27 protein-coding genes are annotated in these 25,388 nt (G+C 51.2%); 24 read left to right on the top strand and 3 right to left on the bottom strand.

The annotated features are described in order from the left end of the window. Positions 1-38 precede the first annotated feature (38 nt). From B5E82_RS05265 to B5E82_RS05205, 13 genes are all read left to right on the top strand, one after another. Positions 39-386 carry a type II toxin-antitoxin system PemK/MazF family toxin gene (locus B5E82_RS05265; protein ID WP_087306505.1) on the top strand — a complete coding sequence of 116 codons (348 nt, stop codon included), beginning with the start codon at positions 39-41 and terminating at the stop codon, positions 384-386. Positions 387-509: 123 nt separating this feature from the next. Beyond that, complete coding sequence (locus B5E82_RS05260; protein ID WP_087306503.1) at positions 510-1,238, top strand: YebC/PmpR family DNA-binding transcriptional regulator; 729 nt, start codon at positions 510-512, stop codon at positions 1,236-1,238. 12 nt (positions 1,239-1,250) lie between these two features. Next, complete coding sequence (locus B5E82_RS05255) at positions 1,251-2,036, top strand: CFI-box-CTERM domain-containing protein (protein WP_087306501.1); 786 nt, start codon at positions 1,251-1,253, stop codon at positions 2,034-2,036. Next, complete coding sequence (locus tag B5E82_RS05250; protein WP_087306500.1) at positions 2,033-3,304, top strand: O-acetylhomoserine aminocarboxypropyltransferase/cysteine synthase family protein; 1,272 nt, start codon at positions 2,033-2,035, stop codon at positions 3,302-3,304. The genes B5E82_RS05255 and B5E82_RS05250 overlap by 4 nt, the downstream gene beginning before the upstream one ends. A gap of 70 nt (positions 3,305-3,374) precedes the next feature. Next, positions 3,375-4,058 (top strand): ClpP family protease, encoded by a 684-nt coding sequence (locus tag B5E82_RS05245; protein ID WP_087306579.1) that lies wholly within the window; start codon positions 3,375-3,377, stop codon positions 4,056-4,058. Positions 4,059-4,146: 88 nt separating this feature from the next. Next, a complete protein-coding gene (locus B5E82_RS05240; protein ID WP_087306498.1) occupies positions 4,147-6,858 on the top strand; it encodes a DNA translocase FtsK in 2,712 nt (903 codons plus the stop codon). Between the two features lie 30 nt (positions 6,859-6,888). Continuing rightward, positions 6,889-7,881, top strand: coding sequence for a chitobiase/beta-hexosaminidase C-terminal domain-containing protein (locus tag B5E82_RS05235; RefSeq protein ID WP_087306496.1), 993 nt, complete (start codon positions 6,889-6,891; stop codon positions 7,879-7,881). Positions 7,882-7,959: 78 nt separating this feature from the next. After that, positions 7,960-8,262, top strand: coding sequence for a Dabb family protein (locus B5E82_RS05230; protein ID WP_087306494.1), 303 nt, complete (start codon positions 7,960-7,962; stop codon positions 8,260-8,262). A gap of 165 nt (positions 8,263-8,427) precedes the next feature. Then, positions 8,428-9,312: a sulfide/dihydroorotate dehydrogenase-like FAD/NAD-binding protein gene (locus B5E82_RS05225; protein WP_087306492.1), complete on the top strand. Its 885-nt coding sequence runs from the start codon at positions 8,428-8,430 to the stop codon at positions 9,310-9,312. Continuing rightward, positions 9,312-10,700, top strand: a complete 1,389-nt coding sequence (gene gltA / locus B5E82_RS05220; RefSeq protein WP_087306490.1) for an NADPH-dependent glutamate synthase — start codon at positions 9,312-9,314, stop codon at positions 10,698-10,700. The genes B5E82_RS05225 and gltA overlap by 1 nt, the downstream gene beginning before the upstream one ends. Before the next feature lie 100 nt (positions 10,701-10,800). Next, complete coding sequence (locus B5E82_RS05215) at positions 10,801-11,601, top strand: MBL fold metallo-hydrolase (protein WP_087306487.1); 801 nt, start codon at positions 10,801-10,803, stop codon at positions 11,599-11,601. Positions 11,602-11,629: 28 nt separating this feature from the next. Next, positions 11,630-12,109, top strand: a complete 480-nt coding sequence (rlmH, locus tag B5E82_RS05210; protein ID WP_087306485.1) for a 23S rRNA (pseudouridine(1915)-N(3))-methyltransferase RlmH — start codon at positions 11,630-11,632, stop codon at positions 12,107-12,109. A gap of 50 nt (positions 12,110-12,159) precedes the next feature. Beyond that, positions 12,160-12,885, top strand: coding sequence for a hypothetical protein (locus tag B5E82_RS05205; RefSeq protein WP_087306483.1), 726 nt, complete (start codon positions 12,160-12,162; stop codon positions 12,883-12,885). 2 nt (positions 12,886-12,887) lie between these two features. On the opposite strand, the gene B5E82_RS05200 is transcribed toward B5E82_RS05205, so the two are convergent. Next, positions 12,888-14,303, bottom strand: coding sequence for an alanine/glycine:cation symporter family protein (locus B5E82_RS05200; RefSeq protein ID WP_087306481.1), 1,416 nt, complete (start codon positions 14,301-14,303; stop codon positions 12,888-12,890). Between the two features lie 117 nt (positions 14,304-14,420). Here B5E82_RS05200 and B5E82_RS05195 point away from each other — a divergent pair, with 117 nt between their 5' ends. Next, positions 14,421-15,308, top strand: a complete 888-nt coding sequence (locus B5E82_RS05195) for a LysR family transcriptional regulator (protein ID WP_087306480.1) — start codon at positions 14,421-14,423, stop codon at positions 15,306-15,308. On the opposite strand, the gene B5E82_RS05190 is transcribed toward B5E82_RS05195, so the two are convergent. Continuing rightward, the gene (locus B5E82_RS05190; protein WP_087306478.1) at positions 15,260-16,618 is read right to left on the bottom strand and encodes an MATE family efflux transporter; all 1,359 of its coding nucleotides are present in this window, start codon (positions 16,616-16,618) and stop codon (positions 15,260-15,262) included. The genes B5E82_RS05195 and B5E82_RS05190 overlap by 49 nt on opposite strands. 14 nt (positions 16,619-16,632) lie before the next feature. Beyond that, positions 16,633-17,082, bottom strand: coding sequence for a hypothetical protein (locus B5E82_RS05185; protein WP_087306476.1), 450 nt, complete (start codon positions 17,080-17,082; stop codon positions 16,633-16,635). A gap of 550 nt (positions 17,083-17,632) precedes the next feature. On the opposite strand from B5E82_RS05185, the gene B5E82_RS05180 reads away from it, so the two are divergent. The 10 genes from B5E82_RS05180 to B5E82_RS05135 all read left to right on the top strand — a co-directional run bounded on the left by B5E82_RS05180 (position 17,633) and on the right by B5E82_RS05135 (position 25,294). Next, complete coding sequence (locus tag B5E82_RS05180) at positions 17,633-18,331, top strand: DUF3990 domain-containing protein (RefSeq protein ID WP_087306474.1); 699 nt, start codon at positions 17,633-17,635, stop codon at positions 18,329-18,331. Further along, entirely contained in the window at positions 18,294-18,959 is a 666-nt protein-coding gene (locus B5E82_RS05175) for a helix-turn-helix domain-containing protein (RefSeq protein ID WP_087306472.1), read from the top strand. Before B5E82_RS05180 ends, B5E82_RS05175 begins: the two co-directional genes overlap by 38 nt. A gap of 38 nt (positions 18,960-18,997) precedes the next feature. Then, complete coding sequence (locus tag B5E82_RS05170; protein ID WP_087306470.1) at positions 18,998-19,402, top strand: hypothetical protein; 405 nt, start codon at positions 18,998-19,000, stop codon at positions 19,400-19,402. Positions 19,403-19,418: 16 nt separating this feature from the next. Then, the gene (locus B5E82_RS05165) at positions 19,419-19,835 is read left to right on the top strand and encodes a DUF4279 domain-containing protein (protein ID WP_087306468.1); all 417 of its coding nucleotides are present in this window, start codon (positions 19,419-19,421) and stop codon (positions 19,833-19,835) included. A 150-nt stretch (positions 19,836-19,985) separates the two neighbouring features. Beyond that, the gene (locus tag B5E82_RS05160; protein WP_087306467.1) at positions 19,986-21,158 is read left to right on the top strand and encodes a D-alanyl-D-alanine carboxypeptidase family protein; all 1,173 of its coding nucleotides are present in this window, start codon (positions 19,986-19,988) and stop codon (positions 21,156-21,158) included. 148 nt (positions 21,159-21,306) lie between these two features. Then, positions 21,307-21,909 (top strand): hypothetical protein, encoded by a 603-nt coding sequence (locus tag B5E82_RS05155; protein ID WP_087306465.1) that lies wholly within the window; start codon positions 21,307-21,309, stop codon positions 21,907-21,909. Positions 21,910-21,945: 36 nt separating this feature from the next. Continuing rightward, complete coding sequence (locus tag B5E82_RS05150; RefSeq protein ID WP_087306463.1) at positions 21,946-22,428, top strand: NADH-quinone oxidoreductase subunit NuoE family protein; 483 nt, start codon at positions 21,946-21,948, stop codon at positions 22,426-22,428. A gap of 35 nt (positions 22,429-22,463) precedes the next feature. Beyond that, entirely contained in the window at positions 22,464-23,450 is a 987-nt protein-coding gene (locus tag B5E82_RS05145; RefSeq protein ID WP_087306460.1) for a diaminopimelate dehydrogenase, read from the top strand. Between the two features lie 43 nt (positions 23,451-23,493). Beyond that, on the top strand, positions 23,494-24,072 hold the full coding sequence (locus B5E82_RS05140; protein ID WP_242966250.1) for a DUF2284 domain-containing protein: 579 nt from the start codon (positions 23,494-23,496) through the stop codon (positions 24,070-24,072). Positions 24,073-24,082: 10 nt separating this feature from the next. After that, the gene (locus tag B5E82_RS05135; RefSeq protein ID WP_162610711.1) at positions 24,083-25,294 is read left to right on the top strand and encodes a zinc-dependent alcohol dehydrogenase; all 1,212 of its coding nucleotides are present in this window, start codon (positions 24,083-24,085) and stop codon (positions 25,292-25,294) included. Positions 25,295-25,388: the final 94 nt, after the last annotated feature.

Below are 25,388 nucleotides of genomic sequence, written 5' to 3'. Positions count from 1 at the left end.
GCAGCCGTAGGATTTTCAGGATCGGAGCGTGAAAAGATTTGGTAATCAGACGGGGAGATATTTATTATGCGGATCTTCGTCCGGTAGTAGGTTCAGAGCAGGGCGGCGTGCGCCCGGTTCTTGTGATACAGAATGATACGGGGAACCGCCACAGCCCAACGGTGATTGTGGCGGCTATCACATCAAAGATGAATAAGGCGAAGCTTCCCACCCATGTGGAGCTTTCTGCCAGGCAGTGTCAGATTGTGCGGGATTCTGTGATCCTTCTGGAGCAGCTCCGCACCATTGACAAGCAGCGCCTGAAGGATAAGGTCTGCCACCTGGATGAAAGTATCCTGGCCCGGGTCAACGAGGCTCTGCGGGTGAGCCTGGAGCTGGGTACATAATGGGGCTTGCCTTTCAAAAAAATCAGTGCTAGAATAGATGAGAAAGTCTGCCGGTCAGAGATCCAGGCAGAAGGCTCCCCTGTGGGGGAACCGGAAAAGTACGAAAAGGATAGGAGTGTTTTTATGTCAGGACATTCAAAGTTTGCGAACATAAAGCATAAAAAAGAGAAGAACGACGCAGCAAAGGGAAAAATTTTTACCATTATCGGACGAGAAATTGCAGTGGCAGTCAAGGAAGGCGGACCGGACCCGAATAACAACAGCAGGCTGCGTGACGTGATTGCGAAGGCGAAAGCGAACAATATGCCGAACGATACCATTGAGCGCGGCATTAAGAAGGCCGCGGGCAACGCGAACGCGGTGAACTATGAGTATGTGTCCTACGAGGGATATGGACCGGGAGGAATCGCGATCATTGTGGACGCGCTGACGGACAATAAGAACCGGACGGCCGCCAACGTAAGAAGCGCTTTTACGAAGGGAAACGGTTCCGTAGGAACACAGGGCTGCGTGTCCTATATGTTTGATAAAAAGGGACAGATTATCGTAGATCGGGAAGAGTGTGAGATGGACCCGGATGATCTGATGATGCTGGCTCTGGACGCCGGAGCGGAGGACTTTTCCGAGGAAGAGGACAGCTTTGAGATTCTGACAGATCCGGATTCCTTCAGCGCCGTCCGCCAGGCACTGGAAGAGAAGGGAATTCCCATGGCCCAGGCAGAGGTGACTATGATTCCTCAGAATTATGTGACTCTGACGGATGAGGACGCTGTCAAAAATCTTCAGAGAACTCTGGATTTGCTGGAAGAGGATGATGACGTTCAGAATGTATACCACAACTGGGACGAGTAGGAGGAAGACGGTATGGAGATGGATATTGTGACTTATGGGGAGACCTATAACCGCGCCATGCAGGGAATTGAGGACATGCTGCTCCGGGAAGAAAATCCCATGAAATACTTCAAGAAGAATGTATATCCGGAGGCCTTTCAGGCTTATCTGCGCCGCCATAAGGAGACGCTGAACGCGATAGAGGCTGTCTATCAGCAAGAAGAACATCCGGAGGAGTGGGCTGAGAAGCTGGCGAATCATCTGGTGGAGGCGGCTCAGGCAGAGCTGGAGGCAATTACCAAGAAGGGAAAACGCAGCGAGCAGCAGATCAATTACAATATGATACTGGCAGTCTTTGTCTTTCCGGCGTTTCTGGAGCAGAAGGGGGACTGCGCGGAGCCGGTGACGGATGTGATTGTAAAGAAATGGAACAAGGCGTTCCGGACTTCCGTAGGCAAAGCGGATTACGCTAAGATTGAAAGCGGTTTTCACAAAAAATACTGCTATATCACCACGGCGGTCTGTGAGAGCCAGGGGAAGCCGGACGACTGCTATGAGCTGGAGCTTCTCCGCTCTTACCGGGACGGCTATCTGCTCGCTACAGACGAAGGAAAAGAGCTTGTAAAGGAATATTATAACATTGCGCCGACCATTGTGAATAGGATTGGACGTCAGGAGAACCCGGAGGCAATCTATGAAGAAATCTGGGATTCCTGGCTGTCGGATTGCGTGCATCTGATAGAGCAGGGCGAAAATGAGGCCTGCCAGGAAAAATACATGGACATGGTTTACGAGCTTAAAGAGAGGTATATGGCATGAGACTGGATACGATCTGCGTACAGGGCGGCTGGAAGCCGGGAAATGGAGAAGCCAGAGTGCTTCCCATTTATCAGAGTACCACATTCAAATACGACACGTCAGAGGAGATGGGAAAGCTTTTTGATCTGGAGGAGAACGGATACTTCTATACCCGCCTTCAGAATCCCACCAGCGACTGCGTGGCGGCCAAAATTGCAGAGCTGGAGGGAGGCGTAGCTGCCATGCTTACTTCTTCCGGACAGGCTGCAAATTTCTATTCCATTGTAAATCTGTGCGAAGCAGGCGATCATATCGTGTGTTCCGCGAAGGTGTATGGGGGAACCTTTAATCTGTATGCGGCGACCATAAAGAAAATGGGCATTGACTGCACTTTTGTGGACCCGGACGCGCCGGAGGAGGAGATTGAGAAGGCCTTCCGTCCCAATACCAAGGCTGTGGTGGGAGAGACGATCGCCAATCCGGCCCTTGTGGTTTTGGACATTGAAAAATTCGCAAGACTGGCACACAAGCATGACTGCCCGCTGATTGTGGACAATACCTTTGCCACGCCCATCAACTGCCGGCCCTTTGAGTGGGGAGCGGATATCGTGACCCATTCCACAACCAAGTACATGGACGGACATGCCATGGCTGTGGGCGGCTGCATCGTAGACAGCGGCAATTTCGACTGGGATGCCCATAAGGATAAATTCCCGGGACTGACTACACCGGACCCTACATATCATGGAATTGTCTATACAGAGCGGTTCGGAAAGCTTGCTTACATCACAAAGGCGACATCCCAGCTGATGCGGGACTTGGGCAGCATTCCTTCTCCCATGAACGCGTTTCTGCTGAATGTGGGATTGGAGACCCTGCCTCTGCGTATGGAAAAGCACTGCAGCAATGCGAAGGCCGTGGCAGAATTTCTGCATGCTCACGAGAAAGTGGAGTTCGTGAATTTCGCCGGACTGGAGGGCGATCCTTATCATGAACTGGCGAAAAAGTATATGCCGAACGGCACCTGCGGCGTAATCTCTTTCGGCCTGAAGGGAGGAAGAGAGCAGGCGGTACGGTTTATGGACAGTCTGAAGCTGGCGGCAATTGTGACTCATGTGGCGGATGCCCGCACCTGCGTGCTGCATCCCGCGAGCCATACGCATCGTCAGATGACGGATGAGCAGCTTCTGGAAGCCGGCGTGACGCCGGGCATGATCCGTCTGTCCGTGGGTATTGAAAATCCCCAGGACATCATTGAGGATCTGGAGCAGGCTCTCCGGCAGGCATAAAAATCAGGTATAGAAGCCCTGATCTTTTCACATACTAAAGAAAATCATGTGGAAAGGTCAGGGTATTTTTATGGATGAGAAGAATGAAGAGACGAAGAAGGAGCAGGACCGGCAGGTAGAGGATTACGGACAGCTGACGCTGGACGATGGAGATGTCCGCATCCATCTTCTGAATATTATCGGAGAAATCGAGGGGCATGAGTGCCTGCCCTCCAATTCCAAGACGACCAAATATGAACATGTAATTCCCCAGCTGGCGGCTTTGGAAGACAGCAGAAATATCCAGGGACTGCTGGTCCTGATCAATACGGTGGGCGGGGATGTGGAGTCGGGACTGGCTATCGCGGAGATGATCGCCTCTTTAAGCAAGCCTACAGTATCGCTGGTGCTGGGCGGAAGCCATTCCATCGGCGTGCCGCTGGCCGTGTCGACGGATTACTCTCTGATTGTTCCTACAGGGACCATGATGATTCATCCGGTGCGGATGAGCGGCCTGATTATAGGGGTGGCGCAGACCTTTGAGTATTTCCAGAAAATCCAGGATCGTATTTCCGGCTTTATCACTTCCCACAGCCGGATTTCCGAGAGACGGCTTACGGATCTGATGCTGGAGACTGGGGAATTGACGAAGGATGTAGGCTCTGTTCTGGTGGGAAAGCAGGCGGTGGAAGAAGGTCTGATTGACGGCATCGGCGGTATCCGCGAGGCCTTTGAAAAGCTCCGGGAACTGATTCGGGAACAGGCCGGGAACTGATTCGGAAACACGGCTTCTTGTAAATCGGGGGCGAAAATGCTATAATAATCATTATTATGTGATTTGAGCAGTGGGAGGAGTAAGAAAAATGGCATCTGGTACATCCGGCAGACGCCGGACAACGACACGAAAAAAGACGACAGCCTCCAGAAAGACGGCAGCGAGACGGCAGGAAGAGAATGCGTTTATCCGGGACGAGATTAAGGTTCTCCTTCTCTTTGGCATATCGGTTCTCCTACTTTTGAGCACTTTCGGCATTGGAGGGGCGGCAGGAGATGTGGTGAGCGGCGTTCTGTTCGGACTGTTTGGAATTTTTGCCTATGTGCTGCCCATAGGCCTGTTTTTTGTGGCGGCGTTTTCCATATCAAACAGAGATAACACCATAGCGGCGGTAAAAGGCGCAGCCATGATACTGGCAGGCTTTCTTTTTTGCGCCCTCTTTCAGCTGTTTGGAGGAGAAAAGGACGGAGCCGGGACGGCTGCCGCCTTTTATACATATTCTTCGGAACATAAAGCCGGAGGCGGTTTTTTCGGCGGGATGATCTGTAAAGCTCTCACGGGTGCTTTCGGCACGATAGGAGCCTGGATTATTGTTCTGGTTCTTCTAATCATCTGCGCGGTTGTGATTACAGAACGTTCCTTTATCGGCGGTGTAAAAAAAGGAAGCAGGAAAGTATACGATTCTGCGAAGGAAGACGCAAGACGCCACCGGATTCAGGCAGAGGAACGCAGAGCGGCAAGACAGAAGGCTATGGAAGAGCGGGCTGCTCTGGAACGGGAAAAAGCCCGGGAACAGGAAAAAGTTCTGGCAAAGAGACGAAAAGAGGAAGAGCAGGAAGAAGAACAGCGGACAGAAGAGCAGAAGAAAGCCCGCGCTGAGCATAAGGTCTCCGGGGTAGCTCTGGAAGAGACTGCAATAAAGAAAGACGCTTATACGGATGAGATGCGGGAAATCACCCTGGAGGACGGCCAGGGTCCGGAATTGAAGGATCTGGATGAGATGTTCAAGATTCCAATTCACCGGGAACGCTACAGTGCGGATACGGAAAGCGCGGAGGAAGAAGCGGAGGCTGCAGAAGAAGCGGCGGATATGCTGCAGAGAGAGGAAATCCCGGGAAGAGAAGCAACGCATCTGCAGGAGACAGCTGCGGTTGAGACAGTGCCCGGGAAAGAAAAAGGGGAAGACGCTCCAGAAGCGTCCGGACTGTCCGGAATATCTGGAATATCCGGAACACCTGGATTGTCTGGAGCGCCTGGAACAGGAGAAGCAGCTGGAACAGGAACGGGAGTATCTGTCCGGCAGGCGCCTCTTCCTCCGAAGAAGCGCGCTTACATATATCCGCCCCTGAGACTTCTGAATCAGGTAAAACATACGGAAAACAGGGACGCGGATCGGATTTTGCATGAAACAGCCATGCATTTGCAGCAGATTCTCCGCGATTTCGGCGTGGGAGTAACTGTGACTGACGTAAGCCAGGGACCGGCCGTGACGCGCTATGAGGTGCAGCCGGATCAGGGGGTAAAGGTCAGCCGGATTGTGGGCCTTGCGGACGATATTAAGCTGAATCTTGCGGTGCCGGATGTCCGGATTGAAGCCCCGATTCCGGGCAAGGCCGCAGTGGGCATCGAGGTTCCCAATGCGGAAAACACCATCGTCTCCTTCCGGGAGCTGGTGTCTTCCCAGGAATTTAAAACTCACAAGTCAAAGCTGGCTTTTGCGGTGGGAAAGGATATCGCCGGCAAGATCATGGTCACGGACATCGCAAAGATGCCTCATCTGCTGATTGCGGGAGCCACCGGTTCGGGAAAATCCGTCTGCATCAATACGCTGATTATGAGCATTCTTTATAAAGCTTCCCCGGAAGAAGTCAAGCTTATCATGATCGATCCCAAGGTAGTGGAGCTGAGTGTGTATAATGGAATTCCTCATCTCCTGATTCCTGTGGTATCCGATCCGAAGAAGGCCGCGGGAGCCCTGAATTGGGCAGTGGCGGAAATGACCCACCGGTATAAGCTGTTTGCGGACTATAATGTAAGAAATCTTGCCGGATATAATGAAAAGGCTGCGGCCATGGGCAGAGACGGCGGAGAAAACGCTCCGGAGAAACTGCCTCAGATTGTGATCGTCGTGGATGAGCTGGCGGATCTGATGATGGTAGCTCCCGGAGAGGTGGAGGACGCGATCTGCCGTCTGGCCCAGCTGGCCCGTGCGGCAGGGATTCATCTGGTAATCGCTACCCAGAGGCCTTCCGTCAACGTAATTACAGGACTGATCAAGGCGAATATGCCTTCCAGAATTGCCTTTGCCGTGTCTTCAGGAGTAGATTCCCGGACAATCCTCGATATGAACGGAGCGGAAAAGCTGCTGGGAAAAGGAGATATGCTTTTTTATCCTTACGGATATCCCAAACCGGTCCGTGTACAGGGCGCCTTTGTCTCCGATGAAGAAGTGGGGGCGGTGGCAGAATTCCTGAAGCAGAATAACAGCAGCGTAAATTACAGCGCGGAGGTGGAGGAGCATATCAGCACCATACAGACCCAGGCTGCGGAGAGCCAGCCCGGGCATGACGGCCCGGAGCGGGACGCGCTGTTTGCAGAAGCGGGGAAGTTTATCATTGAAAAGGATAAGGCTTCTATCGGTATGCTGCAGAGGTGGTTCAAGGTGGGCTTTAACCGGGCTGCCCGTATTATGGATCAGCTGGCGGAAGCAGGAGTGGTCGGAGAAGAGGCCGGCACAAAGCCCCGGGAGATTCTGATGACCATGGAAGAGTTTGAGCGCTATCTGGAAGAAAACGTATAGCGGTATGTACCTGCAGAAGAGAGGATTCGTATGAAATGTCCAAAATGCGGCAGAGAACTGAAAACCGGACAGCTGTACTGTGAAAACTGCGGCCAGGAAATCCAGATTGTACCGGATTACGATCCCCTGGATGAACTGCTGATCGGACAGGTGGACTCTGAGAATAAAACGCCGGATGCAAAGAAACATGACGGAACTATGTCTGGCGGGAGCGTGGTAAAAGACGGGAAGGAAAAACACGTAGAGCTTTCCGGAAGCCGTGAGGGAAGAAAAAAAGGGGAAGCTTTGCCTGCGCCGGAGAAGAAGCGTTTCAGGTTTCGAAAAAGATGGGTTCTGGTTCCGGCTGCCCTGTTTATGTGTGTGGCCGTTTTCTGTCTTTCGTATCTGTGGACCACTCGTGAGAACAGTTATTCTTATCAGCTGAGAAGGGGAAAATCACTGACGGAAAGCGGAAATTATGAGGAAGCGGTTTCTTATCTTGAAAAGGCGCAGGCGCTGCAGGCGGATACAGAGGGGACTGATACGGAGCCGCTGGAGTATCTGGCCCGCGCTTATGCGCATACAGGGGAGGAAAAGCTGGCGGCAGACTGCATGGAATCAGCCATCAGGGCGGAGGATGATGCGAGAGGAGAAAGCGGCACGCTTCTGGAACTTTATCTGGAGTATATGGAAATCCTGAATCTGACCGGACAGACTGAGCAGATAGCGGAGGTCATAGAAGGGTGTCCTTATGCGGACATACAGACGGAACTGCTTCCCTACCGGATAGAAAAGCCGGTCTGCGATGTGCCGGAGGGGACCTACAGCTATTATCTGAGGCTTGAGCTGAGCGCAGAGTATGGAACCATATATTATACACTGGACGGCACGAAGCCCACTGAGGAAAGCACTTCTTATGAAAGGCCCATTGAGCTCCATGAAGAGGGAGAAGTCCTTTTGAGCGCCATTGCGGTGAATGAAAAGGGAATGGTCAGTGATCCGCTTGTACTGGTGTACAAGCTGGAATTCCAGGAAGATTATTAGCGCCGGGATACAGAAGACAGCGCGCCCTGACATGCCGGCGCCTGCGGCAGAACAAATCAGAAGAGGAGGAACAATCATATGGTAAAGCATCTGGTAATGTGGAATTTCCGGGAGGATTTTCCGGAGGAGAAAAAGGAAGAGATGGCAAAAGAGGCAGACGCGCGGCTGAAGGCTCTGGTGGGACAGATAAAAGGCCTTACTTACGCGGAGATGAAACGGAACAGGCTGCCGGGAAGTTCCCGGGATCTGCTGCTGGTGTCTGAGCTGGAGACAGTGGAGGATCTGGAGGCTTATCAGACGCACCCGCTTCACGTAGCCGTGGCCAACGAGGTGATTAAGCCGGCGGCCTGCGACCGTGTCTGCTTTGACTATGAGATGTAGCCGGAGCGTATTAGGTTTGCGTTATAATTTTTTGTAAATCCCTCCGCTAACCAGTTGAAATCTGGGCGGGATTGGATTATTATATTAAAGATGAGCAGTTGTCAGTCCAAATGACAGCTCCGGGCGGGAGGGGACCCGCAGAAACTATACTCCAGGAGGAAGCTTATGTTCAAGATTGTAAAAGCAGAGCAGCTCTCTGCAACTGTTTACATGAAAGTCGTTGAGGCTCCGAGAGTGGCGCAAGCCTGTGAGCCTGGACAGTTTATTATCGTAAGACTGGATGAGACAGCAGAACGTATTCCGCTGACGATCTGTGATTACGACAGAGAGGCGGGAACGGTGACGATTGTATTCCAGCCGATTGGTGTGTCCACCAGCAAGATGGTAGATTTGAAGGAAGGAGATTATTTCCTTGATTTCGTGGGACCGCTTGGAAAACCCTCTGAGCTGGTAACGGATGATTTTGAAGAAGTGAAGAAGAAAAAGGTAGTCTTCATCGCCGGCGGCGTAGGTACAGCGCCTGTGTATCCTCAGGCCAAATGGCTGCATGAGCACGGCATTGAGTGTGATATCATTGTCGGAGCCCGTACGAAAGATCTGCTGATCCTGGAGGATGAGCTCAAGAGCGTGGGAAATCTGTACCTGTGTACGGATGACGGAAGCTATGGATTCCACGGTGTGGGAACAGCCATGCTGGAGAAGCTGGTGAGCGAAGGCCATCACTATGATCTCTGCGTAGCCATCGGACCGATGATCATGATGAAATTTGCCTGTCTTACCACAAAGAAGCTTGGAATTCCCTGCGTTGTCAGCATGAACCCGATCATGGTGGACGGAACCGGTATGTGCGGAGCCTGTCGTGTGCTGGTAGGCGGCGAGGTGAAATTCGCCTGTGTAGACGGACCGGAGTTCGACGGACATAAGGTGGATTTCGATCAGGCTATGCAGCGTGCGGCCATGTATAAGACCGAGGAGGGCCGCAGATTCCTGGCTTACAAGGAAGGAAAGACGCATCACGGCGGATGCGGAAATTGCGGAGGTGACAAATAATGGCTGACGTATTAAAGAAGGTACCGGTAAGAGAGCAGGACCCGAAGGTCCGCGCGACGAATTTTGATGAGGTCTGCTTAGGGTATAATAAAGAGGAAGCTGTAGAAGAGGCTGGACGCTGCCTGGACTGCAAAAAAGCAAAATGTATGGAAGGCTGTCCCGTCCAGATACATATTCCGGATTTCATCAAGGCTGTAAAAGAAGGCGATTTTGAGAAGGCTTACGGCGTCATCAGCGAGTCCTCCTCCCTTCCGGCTATCTGCGGACGTGTATGTCCTCAGGAGAGCCAGTGCGAGGGACGCTGTATCCGCGGCATCAAGGGCGAGCCGGTTTCCATCGGAAAGCTGGAGCGTTTCGTGGCTGACTGGGCGAGAGAGCAGGGCATTAAGCCGGCAGCTGCCAAAGAAAAGAACGGTAAGAAAGTGGCTGTCATCGGTTCCGGCCCCGCAGGTCTGACCTGTGCTGGAGATCTGGCAAAGCTTGGCTATGACGTGACGATTTTCGAGGCGCTGCACAAGGCGGGCGGCGTGCTGGTATACGGCATTCCGGAGTTCCGTCTTCCCAAGGACGGCGTAGTTCTGCCCGAGGTGGAAAATGTAAAATCTCTCGGCGTAAAGATTGAGACAGACGTGATTGTAGGAAAGTCTGTGACCATCGACGAGCTGATGGAGAAGGAAGGCTTTGACGCCGTATTCATCGGCTCCGGAGCGGGACTTCCCAAGTTCATGGGAATCCCGGGCGAGACGGCCTGCGGCGTATTCTCCGCGAATGAATATCTGACCAGAAACAATCTGATGAAGTCCTTCGATGAGAACTATGACACTCCGATCGCAAAGGGACACAAGGTAGCGGTAGTAGGCGGCGGAAACGTAGCCATGGACGCTGCCCGTACTGCACTCAGATTCGGTGCTGAGGTACATATTGTGTACCGCCGTTCTGAAGAAGAGCTTCCGGCCCGTGTGGAGGAAGTGCATCACGCAAAGGAAGAGGGAATTATCTTCGACCTTCTGACCAATCCGGTGGAGATCCTGGTTGGAGACGACGGATGGGTGAAGGGAATCCGCTGCATCCGCATGGAGCTTGGCGAGCCGGATGCTTCCGGAAGAAGACGTCCTGTAGAGGTTCCGGGTTCTGAGTTTGATATGGATGTGGATATGGTTATCATGTCCCTGGGAACTTCCCCGAATCCGCTGATTTCTTCCACGACAGAGGGACTGGAGACAGACCGCAGAAAATGTATCGTGGCAAGCGAGGATGTGGGAGCGACTTCCAAGCCGGGCGTATTCGCGGGCGGAGACGCAGTGACCGGTGCGGCTACAGTTATCCTTGCGATGGGCGCAGGAAAAGATGCCGCAAGAGGAATTCACGAGTATCTGAGCCAGAAGTAGAATATGATTCAGAATTCTGTAAAGGAGCGCTGCAAAGAACTTTGTGGTGCTCCTTTCGTGGCTTTTCTGGAACATGAAAGGCCTGAAAGGAGAGACATAAATGAAAATTACGATACTGGGCACGGGAAACGCGCAGGTGACAGAGTGTTATAATACCTGCTATGTGCTGAGCAGCGAAGAAGGCAGCCTTTTGGTGGACGGCGGAGGCGGGTCCATGATTTTAATCCGCCTGAAGCAGGCTGGAATTGACGTAGGCAGCATTCATCATATCATTGTAACCCACAAGCATATTGATCATGTGCTGGGAATCATCTGGATGATGCGGGTTATCTGTCAGAATATGAACAGCGGCAGCTATGAAGGCGATGCCTTTATTTACGCTCATAAGGATCTCTCAGAGATGCTTATGACGCTGGCGGAAATGCTGCTGAATAAGAAAGAGGTAAAACTTATCGGTAAACGGGTGCATCTGGTGCCGGTGGAGGATGGGGAAAAGAAGACCATTCTGGGGCATGAGTATACCTTTTTCGATATTGGGTCCACGAAAGCCAAGCAGTACGGCTACATGCTGGATCTGGGAGACGGACGCCGGCTCACCTGCTGCGGGGACGAGCCCTATAACGAGCGGGAAGAAGTATATGCAAAGGGCAGCGACTGGCTGCTTCATGAGGCCTTCTGCCTGAACGGCCAGGCGGATATCTTTCATCCTTATGAGAAGCATCATTCCACAGTAAAAGACGCCTGCGAGCTGGCGGAAAAGCTGGGTGTGAAAAATCTCCTCCTGTATCACACGGAAGATAAGAATATCAAGCGCCGCCAGGAGCTTTACCGGGCGGAGGGAGAGCAGTATTTCCATGGAAACCTCTGGATTCCGGAGGATCTGGATGTGATAGAGCTGTAAATGAAACCGGAAGAGTTAAAGGAGCGCCATGAAGATTACCTGTGTCACAGTAGGAAAAATCAAGGAAAAATATCTGACGGAAGCCATCCGGGAATATGAGAAGCGCCTGAGCCGTTACTGCAGGCTGGAAATTGTGGAGCTGGCTGATGAGAAGACGCCGGACGGTGCCGGCGCGGCCGAGGAGGCCGCTATCCGCGACCGGGAAGGGGAGCGGATTCTGAAAGCCATAAAGGAAGACGCGTATGTGATTGCTCTGGCTATCGAAGGGAAGATGCTGGATTCCGTAGAGCTGTCCCGGAAAATCGAAGCGTTTGGGACGGGCGGGGTAAGTCATATTGTCTTTGTCATCGGCGGTTCCCTGGGACTGTCTTCGGCTGTGATGAAGCGGGCGGATTACGCTCTCAGCTTTTCAAAAATGACCTTCCCCCACCAGCTGATGCGGGTGATTCTGCTGGAACAGATTTACCGGAGCTTCCGGATTATGAAAAACGAGCCGTATCACAAGTAGGGGCTTCCCGTGTACATCGATGCAGAAAAGGGCTGTAAGGAGGCTGTGAGGTGAAAATTACAGGGACGAGGGGATATATTCAGATTGAGGATGACGACGGAACTGTCGCACGGTTTGACGGAGAAAGCTGTCTGGGCGGATTTTATGCATATGCGGATTTTGTCTGCTGGGTCCGGTATCAGGGAGAGAAGACAGATAAGGACAGGCTCAGCCTGATCTACCGGGCAACCCGATATGGTAAAGAGAATCATATCCGAATACTTTTCTTTGATAAGAATTATAAAGTAATGTTTGAAACAGAGCTCGGGCTGAAGACAGAAGTTTACCGGTCAAATGATGCTTTTATCTGGATGGCTGTGGTGGTCTTATCCCTCTGTTTTTCTGCCCTGCTGATAGAAATTCTGGATGTGGCAGACCCGGTATACTCTCTTGTAGTCAATAGTGCGGCCGGCCTGTCTGCCATCCTGCTCCTGTTTTACAATTTTATGGCACGGCGGTTCCGGATCGTGGCGGAAGGTGATGTCATGACTGTCACGCCCGGACTGGGGAGAGCATACAGTTTCCCTGTGTCCGAAATCGTCAGAGTTCTTCGGGAGACAGAACCGGATTTTGGATGGCAGACAACAAAAAAGATAACAATAGATACGGGATATAGACAAATATCGTTAAATCGCGGCATGGACGGAATTGACGATATGGACGCGTATCTCATCCGGCATATAGACCGGGAAAAAATAATTACAAAAGAAGTAAAACATAAATACGGATCAGTTTAAATTCAGACCTGTTTAGAGCGTTTTTTTCTTTTGTGGTTTTTCTCATAATCCTTCAGCGAATCAATGGCTTTCGGGGCCAGCGGAACCAGCACAATCATATTAAAGATGGTCATAAGGCCGATTCCGATATCTCCCAGCTCCCAGACAGCCTGGTAGGCAGCCAGCCCTCCGATAAAAAGCATCACCAGTGCCAGAACCTTGTAGAGAGTCTGGGAAAGCCAGTTGTCTCCGAACAGGTAGGCGATATTTGGCCGGGCGTAGAAGAGGATGCCGATAAAGGTAGAGAAGCTGAAAAGCCAGAGAATCACGGCGGTAAAGATGACGCCGAATTCTCCGATATGGTACTGCATGGCGGTCTGAAGCAGATCCATTCCTTCCAGTCCATTCGTCAGAGAGGAGGGAGTCAGAAGCATGATCATGGCGGTGCAGCTGCAGATCAGAAGGGTGTCGATGAAGACGCCCAGAGCCTGCAGAAGCCCTTCTTTGGCAGGATGACTGATATCCGCCGCTGCAGCCGCGCAGGGCGCAGATCCGCTTCCGGCTTCATTGGAAAAAAGCCCTCTCTTGGCGCCGTTCATGATGACGGCTCCGATTCCTCCGGCCACCGCCTGGCGAAAGCCGAAAGCTTCCATGAAAATCCGCTGGAACACGGCAGGAAGCTGTCCGGCGTTCCGAATGATGATAAAGAGCGTAATGGCAAAATACAGGCCGGCCATGACGGGAACCATCACGTCAAGCACCTTGACGGTCGCGTGCTTGCGAAGCACAATCACGGCGGCAAGAATGGTCAGAACGATGGTGGTCCAGATGGGCGGAATATGGAACGCGTTTTCAAAGGCGGAAGATACGGAATTTCCGATTACCTGGCTGATGCCGCACCAGCACAGAAGGCCGGACAGGGCGAAGAGCGCGGCAATGAGGGAACGTTTCCGTTTTGATGCCTTGTTTTTCCGGTTCATAAAAAATGAGTGGATGTAGTAAGCAGGACCGCCGCGGTATCCTCCGTACAGGGGGTCTTTTTCTTTGTAAATCTGCGCGAGCGTGGCTTCCACGAAGGCGGTGGAGGAGCCCAGAAGAGCGATCAGCCACATCCAGAAGACGGCGCCTGCCCCTCCGGCGGAGATGGCGGCCACCACGCCAATCAGATTGCCCATGCCTACCCGCGTGGCAGTGGAGACAATCAGGGCCTGTACGCCGGAGATAGCCCCTTTGTCGGCGACCTTCTTCTTTTCAAGGGTAATGCGGATCATTTCCGGAAAAAGACGGAAAGGCAGGCCTTTCGTCTGGACGGTAAAATAGATTCCTGCCGGGATCAGGATCAGAACCAGCAGGGACAGTCCCAGCGTACTGCCGCCGGGCAGCGGAACGATGATCAGATCTCCCCAGAGCAGGTTATAAAAAAATGTAATGATTTTCATGATAAGGCTCCCCCTTTTCGCTTGTAACTCCTGATTTTTTAGTATATAGTAAAATCATACATTTGTAAAATTGATAATCAGAATATAGTAAATCAAAATATTTCATGGAGGGATTGCATGGATCTGAAAAATCTGCTGACATTTATGCATGTGGCTGAGCTGAACAGCTTTACAAGGGCGGGACAGAAGCTGGGCTTTTCCCAATCCACGGTTTCCTTTCAGATTAAGCAGCTGGAGCGTGAGCTGGGAACCCAGCTTTTTGAACGGATTAACCATACGGTTGTGCTGACGGAAAAAGGGCGCGATGTGCTTAAATTTGCCCATCAGATCAGTAAGATGACCCAGGAGCTGGATAAAAGGCTGCAGAATGAAGAAGAAGTCTCGGGAAATGTCCGGATTGCCATGGCAGATTCACTCTGTGACAACATGCTTCAGGAAGGGTTTGGGGAGTTTCGGGACAGATATCCGGGGATCTCTCTGAAAATCATTACGGCGGGTACAGAAGAGATGTTCCGGCTGCTGAACCAGAACGAGGCAGATGCGGTCCTGACGCTGGACAACCATATTTTTCATGCAGAGTATGTGATTGCGAGAGAGGAGAGATCAGGCGTGCACTTTGTGGCGGACAGTGAAAATCCGCTTTGTGAAAGAGAGGAGCTTTTTCCGGAAGATCTGGCGGGCCAGCCCTTTCTTCTGACAGAAAAGGGAATGAGCTACCGAAGGCTGATGGATGAGAAATTTGCGGAACTTTCCATGGAGATTCTGCCGGTGCTGGAGATCGGAAGCGCCGGCCTAATCTGCTCCCTTGTGGAGCAGGGCGCGGGGATATCCTTTCTTCCGGATTACGTGACGGAAGAGAAGGTCCGCGCAGGCCGGCTTCGGTACCTTCCGGTCAAAAATTTCGAAATCGAGATCTGGAAACAGCTTCTCTATCACCGGGACAAATGGGTCACGCCTCAGTTGGAATCGGCGCTTGCGTATCTGTCTGAACGTGAATTTCGCTGAAAACGCGTCATCACGAAGGCTGCCAGAACGCCTGCCAGCAGCGAGGTGCTTGCGAAATTCAGCCAGATGCCTGTAAGTCCGAAGGGCCAGAGAGACACGATCAGAATTACCGGGAAAAGCAGCGCTGCAGACAGGGAGATCAGAGTGGCTCCGGCAGCGTTTCCCACCGCCAGCATGTAGCTTTGGACTGCAAAGGAGAACCAGCGGGTCAGATAGGTCAGCGCAAAGAGACGCAGGGCAGTGACAGCCATTGTGAAATACGAGGAGGCCGTTTCTCCGATAAAAATTACAGCCAGCTGTCCCGGGAACACGAAGATTACAAGGGCAGATACCAGAGACACAATGGCGCTGGCTGTAAAGCAGCAGCGTTCAATGGCTTTCACACGCTTCAGGTCGCCGGCTCCCCAGTTGAAGCTGACTGCAGGCTGCAGGGAATCGCACATACCGTAAAGCAGCGGCTGGATAAAGCCTTCCACATACATCAGGATACCGTAGACAGATACTGCGGTCTGCCCTCCCACACGCAGGAGAATGGTATTCAGCAGGATTGATGTGATACGTCCGGCAATGTTGTTCAGAAAGTTCGGGCTTCCACAGGAGATAATCTGCTTTATCATGTTTTTGGAAAACCGGGGTTTCCGGAAGTGCAGCTGCAGCCGTCCGCCCGGAAAACGAAGGAGGGCTGCCAGAGCGCAGGCGGCCATTCCGATACAGGTGGCCAGGGCGGCGCCCCAGATTCCAAAACGGAAATAATATAAAAAGATAAATTCCAGTCCGGCAATGATTACAGACATGAGGATATTTAAAAACATGCTGAACCGGATTTTACCGCAGATCCGCAGATAATTATCCATGGCAAAGACAATGGTGGTCAGCGGAGAACAGAGAGCGTATACGCGCAGGTAGCTCACGGCGTCTGAAAGAAGCTGTCCCTCTGCGCCCATCAGTCTCATCAGCAGCGGGGCTCCGGCGTAAAGCAGAGCTCCGATCACGACGCCTGCCGCAAAAATCATCAGACAGGCGCAGGAAAAGATGTTATTTGCTTCTTCCTCCTTTTTCTTTCCCAGGTTCATGGCAATAGGGACAGAGGAGCCTACACCGATCAGGTCGGCCAGAGCAAAGTTAATAATAACGAAGGGCATGGCCAGATTCAGGGCCGCAAAGGGAGTCTCGCCTAAGATTTGTCCTACCATCATTCCATCCAGAAGCTGGTAAAGAGCGGATGCCAGCATGCTGACGGCACCTGGAAGGGATGCGGTGAAAAAAAGCTTTATCGGAGGCGTCTCTGCAAATAAAGTTCTGGATTCCATAATGTTTAACTCCTTTATTCTAGATGTAAGATACTTTGTTCGAATTCTTCCTGAAGATGCTTTGTGAAGCATTCCAGCGCGTCCACAAATTCCGGAGAAAACTGCTGAAGCGTGCGATTTATGGCCGCTGCCTCAGCGGCATAAATCGGCTCAAGAATCGAGCGGGCATATTCCCTGCCCTTATCGGTCAGGGTGATGCTTTTTTCTTTCGAACTGTTTTCCCGCACGAGAGCGATATAGTTTTTTTGTGCGCATTCCCGCACAATGGTATTCAGCGTCGTCTTTGGAAACAAGTATTCTTCACAGAGCTGTTTCTGAGAATGAACGTTTCCGTCTCCAAGAGCATAAAAAAGGGCCAGCATATTGTTTTTAATATGGAGGCTCCGGGCGCTTTTGTAGTAGAGCCCGTCGATAATGTTGGTACAGGCCCAGAGCCTGTCTATATATTCCCGTTCCTGATTCAAAATATCTCCTTTTCTGTGTTTTGTTTTTGCAGGTTTTGTATGCGAAAAACAAAATCCGAATTCGTACTATGCGGCGTGCCGTAGGCCAGTATAATACGGATTCGGATTAAAGTCAAGCGATAGACATGTAAAATTTGTGTACAGAAATATATGGGTATGAATTATAATAAAGGCAGACCGGGACGGGAGAGTTGAATTTATGAAACTGAGGCTTGAAGTAACTCCATGCAGGGCCTGACGGAACAGACTTGTATGGCTGATTAAAAATAGTAGTAATGTGATTTGGCCGGAAAATATGAAAAGACAAAAAGTGTCAGAAGAACTAGATGTCATCGTTGTCGAATGACAATTTTTCGCTCAGCTTTGCCAGGCGATGTTCCAAAGGAGGTGTACCGCTTTTTGGCATAACTCCTTTAACCCGCATACATTTCGTTCCTGAAAAATACGCCTTATTGGACTTCACTGTTGACAGAGTATCGCTGAAACGATATACTTATATCAAATAGATATATATCGCTTTGACGATACTTTTGTGAGAGGAGAAACAGGCATGAATAAATCGCTGACATTGTACCACGGCTCGTCTTTGATCATTGAACAGCCTGAGTTTGGAAAGGGTAATCCATTTAATGATTATGGCCTTGGTTTCTACTGCACACAGACTTTAGAGCTGGCAAAAGAATGGGCCTGTTCGATGGAGCAGGATGGATATGCAAATCGGTATTCTTTCTGTACGGATAGTCTTTCAATTTTGAATCTCTCGGATGAGAATTACAATATTCTGAACTGGCTCTCGATTCTGCTCATGAACCGCAGATTCAATCTTAGCTCCGATATTGCCGCACAGGGCAGAGAATATCTGGCCAGCACCTTTCTGCTGCCGTATGAGAACTATGATGTCATAATTGGGTATCGTGCCGATGATTCCTATTTCTCCTTCGCTTCTGCGTTTCTGAACAATACCATCTCTCTGGCGCAGCTTGAGAAAGCCATGTTCCTGGGAAAGCTGGGAGAGCAGGTGGTTTTGAAATCTGAAAAAGCTTTTTCACGGCTCTGTTTTGAGGAGAGCATCCCCGCGGAGCGCACGATTTACTACCCAAAGAAAGCTACAAGGGACAGTGAGGCACGAGCCGCGTCTCGTGCGGAGCGCAAAGCGGATCCGGTACGGGATGCGGTATATATGATCGATATTCTCAGAGAGGAGTGGAAGAATGATGATGCCCGCTTACGAGGAAACTTACCTGAATGATGCCATGTGCGCCATGGGAGAGATGCTGGATTATGCAGTTCATGACTGTGGGTGCGACGGAGACTTGTTTTTCACACAGTTTCTTTCATCCGGTGTAGCAGAGCAGTTTGAGCGGGGAAATCCGAAGTTTGTGGGTGGTATGTCCGGTGTGGAACTTGCCCTCGAGGTGTTTCGCCGGACTACTGGTCAGGTTCCTGATGCAGAAGCAGGCATGTTCGAGGATAAGTCGCCGGAGTATTGGGCTGGCTGGAGTCTTGCCTACTACCAATGGAAGACCGGGATGCAGTTCCGTGAGATCATTTCCCACGGACTGACGGTGAGCAAAGTCTGTTCCATGTATCTGCTGCACGAAGCGGATATCAGTAAGTTTGTGGAGGCAGCAGACAAAGTGATTCAGGAAAGCCTGAGCGAGGGTGAAACAAATCTGAAGCGTATCCGTAGAGCAAATGGGTTTTCCCAAAAGCGGCTTGCGGAAGTTTCCGGCGTCTCGCTGCGGATGATTCAGCTTTATGAACAGAGACAAAATGACATTAACAAGGCTCAGGCTTCCACCTTGCTTGCGCTGGCCAGGGTTTTGAATTGCAGATTAGAAGATTTAATGGAACCACAGATTGCAATCGGCGGCTGAGAGGCGTCCGGTGGCTTGTGAATGCCAGCAGTTCATGAATGAAGATTTCACTGAACAGCTTAAACAGATTAGGTATTATGAAAAAAGAAAGAAATGAGAAAGCCCGGATAACAAAAGAAATAAAAATAGTCCTGATTGTTCTGACAGTCAGCCTGGTACTCAGTATTGCAGCAGCTGTGATTGATTTTATTGTATCCAACAACCTTCACTTCTCAAAAGCGGTGATCATACAATCTGCCGGAGGGCTGGAGTGGCCAGATGGCAGTTTTGTGATAGATACAGAAGACGGGATATATGCAGATACAGCGATGGATTTCGAGATGGTAAAAGCAAAATGGAATCTCGAACTTTCCTATGGTGATTCTGTTTTTGTAGTATACATACCATCTTCTCAAGAAATCTTTCCTCAGCCGGCAGAGATCTGTTTTATGTGGGAACTGTGATAAGGAGGAAAGCAGTGTGAGCTTTCATGGGGAAATCGTATTTAGAATTACAGATGACAGGCATATAGATGTCGATTTTGGGAGCAGGTTTCAGCCAGCCAAAATGGTTCAGAAGGGTGACGTGATTGCTTTAGGGAGAAGGGCACCCAAATATCGATGGATCTATAAGGCAGAATATGGAGATGAAGAGCAATTTTTGGTCCGCTTAGATCAGATAACGGATCAATTGTGTGAAAAAAGAGACTATGTGAATCAGCTGATCGAGAGCTATGAGAAAGTGGAAATTGATATTTATATCCGTTCGGATTTGGTACAAATAGGTTTTTCTCTGCCGGATGGATTACTCAAAAGGCTGGCGTTATCAGGCTGTGCGCTTAACTTTCACATACTTTCCTTTGGTATGGCTGCAGAGGAAGAAACAGAAGGCGGATAATGGAAAAATTTTCATCCAAGTTTTTCTGCCGGATAAGCCACATGCCCCTTGCCAACAGAAGGCAGTATCTGTTAAAATATCCGCAGAGTGTGGAGATATGATGTCCGCCAAAAGAGAAGCAGGATTAGAAATAGAAATGGAGCAGATACAGTGAGGGATTTTGAGGCAGAAGAGCGGATAAACCGGGCGCTTCGGGCGCGCCGAAGGGCAGAGATACGGAAGAGAAGAAGACGGAGAGCAAGGATTAAACGGGCGCTGGTTCTTGGAGGAACCGGACTGGGCCTGTTTTTGATTATTCTGGCCGGAGTGGGCCTGGTAAAGATGATTACCGGAAGGCATGCGCAGGCGGCGGAACAGACGGCAGATACAGGGAAGGATGCACAGACAGGAGGAGGAAAAACAGGAAGTCTTGCGGGCGCGCTGGCTTCTTCGGGAACGCTTCAGGCTGTGAATAAAGAACTGTTTGGAGAAGGGGCAGAAGCGGAAGCAGTAGAAGCCTCTGCTGTGACGGCCGATTATTCTATCAGCGGACAGGATACAGCGCCGGCCCTTACCAGTGGGGAAGTTTTGAGTACCAGAGCCCTGCTGATTAACTGGGATACACGTTCAGTCGTGGCGCAGAGAGGGGCAGGCGACCGGATCAATCCGGCGTCTATGACGAAGATTCTGACTCTTCTGGTGGCGGCAGAGCATGTGACGGACCTGGATGATACCTTTACGATTACCAGAGAGATTACAGATTACAGTTATTCCAATGACTGCAGCGCAGTGGGGTTTGACGATGGGGAGACTGTGACTGTGCGGGATCTTCTGTATGGAACGATCCTTCCTTCCGGAGCGGACGCGGCGGCGGGCCTCGCCTTTTATGTGTCAGGATCTCTGGAAGGATTCGTGGATTTGATGAATCAGAAGCTGGAAGAGCTGGGATTATCTGACACAGCTCATTTTACAAACTGTGTGGGACTGTATGATGAGAACCATTACTGCACCCTCTATGATATGGCAGAGATTCTGGGAGCGGCTATAGATAATGAACTCTGCCGGGAGGTTCTTTCAGCTCATACCTATACCACATCAGCTACAGAGCAGCATCCGGAGGGACTGCTGATTTCCAACTGGTTTCTGCGGAGAATTGAGGATAAGGATACGCATGGAACTGTGCTCTGCGCGAAGACGGGCTATGTGGTGCAGTCTGGAAACTGCGCGGCGAGTTACAGCATTTCCAATAGCGGAAAGCAGTATATCTGTGTGACGGCGGACGCGCACAGCAGCTGGCGCTGCATCTATGATCACGTGGCTGTTTATCAGGAATATACGGAATAAACGGAGCTGCCTCCGGCAAAAGACACGGGTTTGTCTTTTGCCGGAGGCAGACGGATTTCATTGACGAATCTGTTCAAAGACCGTATAATGTAAGCTGTGATTTGTTGAAAAAGGAAATTTCAGGAAAGGAAGCGGCTTAAAATTATCGATGCAGAGAGAACTGGATTATTTCACGATTGAACATTCATACGGCGGGAACCAGGACTGGTTCTGGGACCCGATGATGAAGATAGGCGGCTGCGCGGCTCTGACGGCCTGCGACAGCTGTATTTATCTGGATTGCTATAAGGGGACAAAGAATCTTTATCCCTTTGAGAAGACGGCTTTGACCAAGAAGGATTACCAGCGTTTTGGAATGAAGATGAAGCCGTATTTGAAACCGAGAAAGAACGGGGTGGATGCTCTGGATATCTACATAGAGGGCTTTGGAAAATATCTGGCGGATCAGGGATGTGATTCTGTCCGGATGACCCCTTTATCCGGTACGGAGAAGGCATCAAAAGCGAAGGAAGCGCTGATGGGCCAGATTGATAAGGGTTTTCCGCTGCCATGCCTGGTGCTGAAGCATAAGAATCCGATGTTCAAGGATTATGTCTGGCACTGGTTTCTTCTGACCGGGTATGATACGGCCGGAGACAGCTGCATGACAAAGGCAGTTACTTACGGCGAATGGCAGTGGCTTGACATGGACGAGCTCTGGGATACGGGCTTTGAAAAAAAGGGCGGACTGATTTTGTACGATATGAGGTAAAAAGCCTGAAAAAACAGAACCAAAGGAGTCAGTAATATGGAAGAAGCTGATCGCATCAGAGAAATCCTGGATTACTACAGAGGACAGAGAGACCGGAGTGAACAGAGTACTGCAGTGGAAATGCTCCGGGAGCTCCAGGAAGTACGGGGCTTTCTCACGCCGGAGCTGAAAAAGGCTGCGGCAGAGACGGCGGGTGTTTCAGAAAAGCTGATTGATATTCTTGTACGGCGGTATCCCACACTGAGGGAGTCGGCCATAGAGCATGAAATCCTGGCCTGTACGGGAGAGCGGTGCGGGAACCGGCAGGGCGCGGAACTGCTGGGCGCGCTCCGGAAAGAGTTTGGAATCGGGAAAGACGGACTGTCATCTGACGGCCGGGTGCTTCTGCGGACCCGCTGCTGCCTGAAACGGTGCAGGACAGCAGTCAATATGGATATAGACGGTACCGCTTACAGGGGGCTTACGCCTGAAAGCGGACTTAAGCTGGTGAAAGAGATCTGTGGAAAAAGAAAAGCGTAAGAAGAAAGAACTGTGAGGAAAAGGAGAATTGTAAAATGAGTATCAGAATCGGAATTATGGGTTATGGAAATCTTGGACGGGGCGTGGAGTGCGCGGTGGCGCAGAACCCGGATATGGAGCTGAAGGCGGTGTTTACCAGAAGAAATCCGGAAAATCTGAGCATCTGGTCCAAGACGGCGGAGGTCTTAAGCGTCTCCGAGCTGGAGAACTGGAAGGACAAGCTGGATGTACTGATTCTCTGCGGAGGAAGCGCTACGGATCTGCCGGAGCAGACGCCGGAGTGCGCCCGGTATTTCAATGTGGTTGACAGCTTTGACACCCACGCAAAAATCCCGGAACATTTTGCGGCAGTGGATGAGGCTGCAAAAAAGAGCGGAAGAGTGGCTGTTATTTCCGTGGGCTGGGACCCGGGCCTGTTCTCTCTGAACCGTATGTATGCGAACGCGATTCTGCCGGAAGGCAAGGATTATACCTTCTGGGGCCGGGGCGTCAGCCAGGGACATTCGGACGCGGTGCGCCGGGTGGCGGGCGTAAAGGATGCCAGACAGTATACGATTCCGGTGGAGAGCGCGCTGGAAGAGGTGCGTTCCGGAAAGAATCCGGAGCTTTCTACCAGAGAAAAGCATACAAGGGAATGTTTTGTGGTGCTGGAAGAAGGCGCAGATCCTGCCAAGGTGGAGCAGGAAATTAAGACCATGCCCAATTACTTTTCTGATTATGACACTACTGTGCATTTTATCAGTGAAGAAGAGATGAAGCGGGATCACAGCGCGCTTCCTCACGGAGGTTTTGTGCTGCGCAGCGGCGTGACCGGACGGGAGAAGGAGCATCATCATCTGATCGAGTATACTTTAAAGCTGGACTCCAATCCGGAGTTTACATCCAGCGTCCTTGTGGCTTATGCGAGAGCTGCTTACCGTATGGCGCAGGAGGGAATGTCCGGCTGCAAGACGGTCTTTGACATTGCTCCGGCTTATCTGAGTCCGAAGAGCGGGGAGGAGCTCAGAGCTTCCATGCTTTAAGAAATCCGGGAAATTCAGGCAGGAGGCGTAGGTTTTGAGCGGTATGCAGGCAAAAGAACAGGCAGGAGACATGGCTGAAAAAAGAATAGAGGAAAAAATCGCGCAGTTTCCCATTTGTGAGTACGCTTTTATCCGGCCGGAGGAGATCCCCTTTTCTGAGAAGGTGCGCTATATCTGCAGGACAGAGTGTCCCAGGTACGGAACTTCCTGGGCCTGTCCGCCTGCGGTGGGAACCCTGGAGGAGTGCCGGGAGCGCTGTCTGGCCTTTGAAAAAGGATTTATCTTTACCACGGTTTCCGAGGGGGCTGATCTGGAAAACATGGATGCCATGCTGGCCATGCGTGGCGGTCATGAAAAGATCACCCGACGGATTGTGGAGATTTTTCGCGAGAACTATGAAGAGGTGCAGGCTTTCTCCACGGAATCCTGCGCCATCTGCGAAACATGCAGTTATCCGGATGCCCCCTGCCGCCATCCGGATTATATGCTTCCCAGCGTGGAAGGCCAGGGAATTCTGGTGACGGAGCTGGCGGAGCGGAATGGAATGACCTTTCTGAACGGCAGCAATGTGGTAACCTGGTTTAGTCTCATTCTGTATGCCGGGGAGAAGGCGGCGCTGTAAAGGAGAAGCTATGAAAACCATTTATTTTGAAAAAGATATTCCGCGCATCCTGATTACCAAGTTTGCGGCCCGGTTTTTCAGGCCGCTGCTTTTTACCGGGCTGAACGCGGTAAAATATAATAAGAAACTGCCGAACGCGCCTCTGCCGGGTCCGGACTGGCTCCGGGTGAAGAATACCGCCTGCGGCGTCTGCGGCACGGATGTGAGTTTTTTTCAGGCGACCACAGGCACATCTTCGGCCTTTGAGCCCATTCCCGGTTCTGCGAGGACCTATATGGGACATGAAAATGTGGGCGTTGTGGTGGAGACGGGTCCGGAGGTTACGAAGTTTCAGGTGGGCGACCGGGTGACCATCCGGGAATATATGTCGGGCTGCGGAAATAAGGGCATCAAGCCGCCCTGCCGGTACTGCGCGGAAGGAAATTATAATCTCTGCCTGAATTATGGGGAGCCAAGCCCCTTAAAGCTTCCTGATACGGGTGCGGGCATGGGAGACTATTTTCTGGCGCCGGAGCAGCAGCTGACAAAGATCCTGGATGAACTGACGGACGATCAGGCTGTGCTTCTGGAACCTTCCTGCGTGTCGGTACACGCAGTTCTTATGGACCCTCCGGCAAAGGGAGAAAAAATTCTTGTGTACGGCTGCGGCATGATTGGCCTTGGTATCGTACAGGCATTGAAAATCGTTCAGCCGGACTGTCAGATCTGGGTGACTACCCGGAAAAAAGCAAGACAGCAGCTGGCGAAAAAACTGGGCGCGGATCACATCCTGTCCGGAGATATTTATGAGGAGAGCGCAAAAGCCACAGGTGGAAGCAGGGTCTATACCGGCATGAATAAAAACAAAATGTTTTTCGGAGGCTTTGACCGGGTTTACGACTGTGCCGGCGGCGGAAAGGCCAACACTCTGTGCTGCCGGCTGCTGGCGCCCAGAGGGACTTATATGAAGGTGGGACATCATATGGCAGCCGTGACTTATGACGAGTCTCCGGTCTGGTGGCAGGAGCTGAAAATTATCGGTGTGGACGCTCATGGCATGGAGGAATGGCAGGGCAGAAAACTGTACACCTTTGATCTGGTACAGGAATGGATGAGAGACGGCATTTACAAAACAGATGGATTTATCACCCACCGCTTTCCTCTGGACCGTTATAAGGATGCCTTTGCGGTGGCTCTGAAGAATCCGCCGGAGCTTATCAAGATCGTTCTGGACTGCGGGTGAATAGAAAACGGGGAAAAAGCATATAGTAGGGGTAAGGAAAGCAAAGGTCCGGGTTCATGAAGTCAAACACCCCGCAGCAGGCTGACGGGGCATG

The sequence above is a fragment of the Lachnoclostridium sp. An138 genome (assembly GCF_002160765.1).
GTDB lineage: Bacteria > Bacillota > Clostridia > Lachnospirales > Lachnospiraceae > Laedolimicola > Laedolimicola faecalis.
Note: the sequence above shows the minus strand (reverse complement) of the source record. Positions and strands in the feature narration are given on the sequence as shown.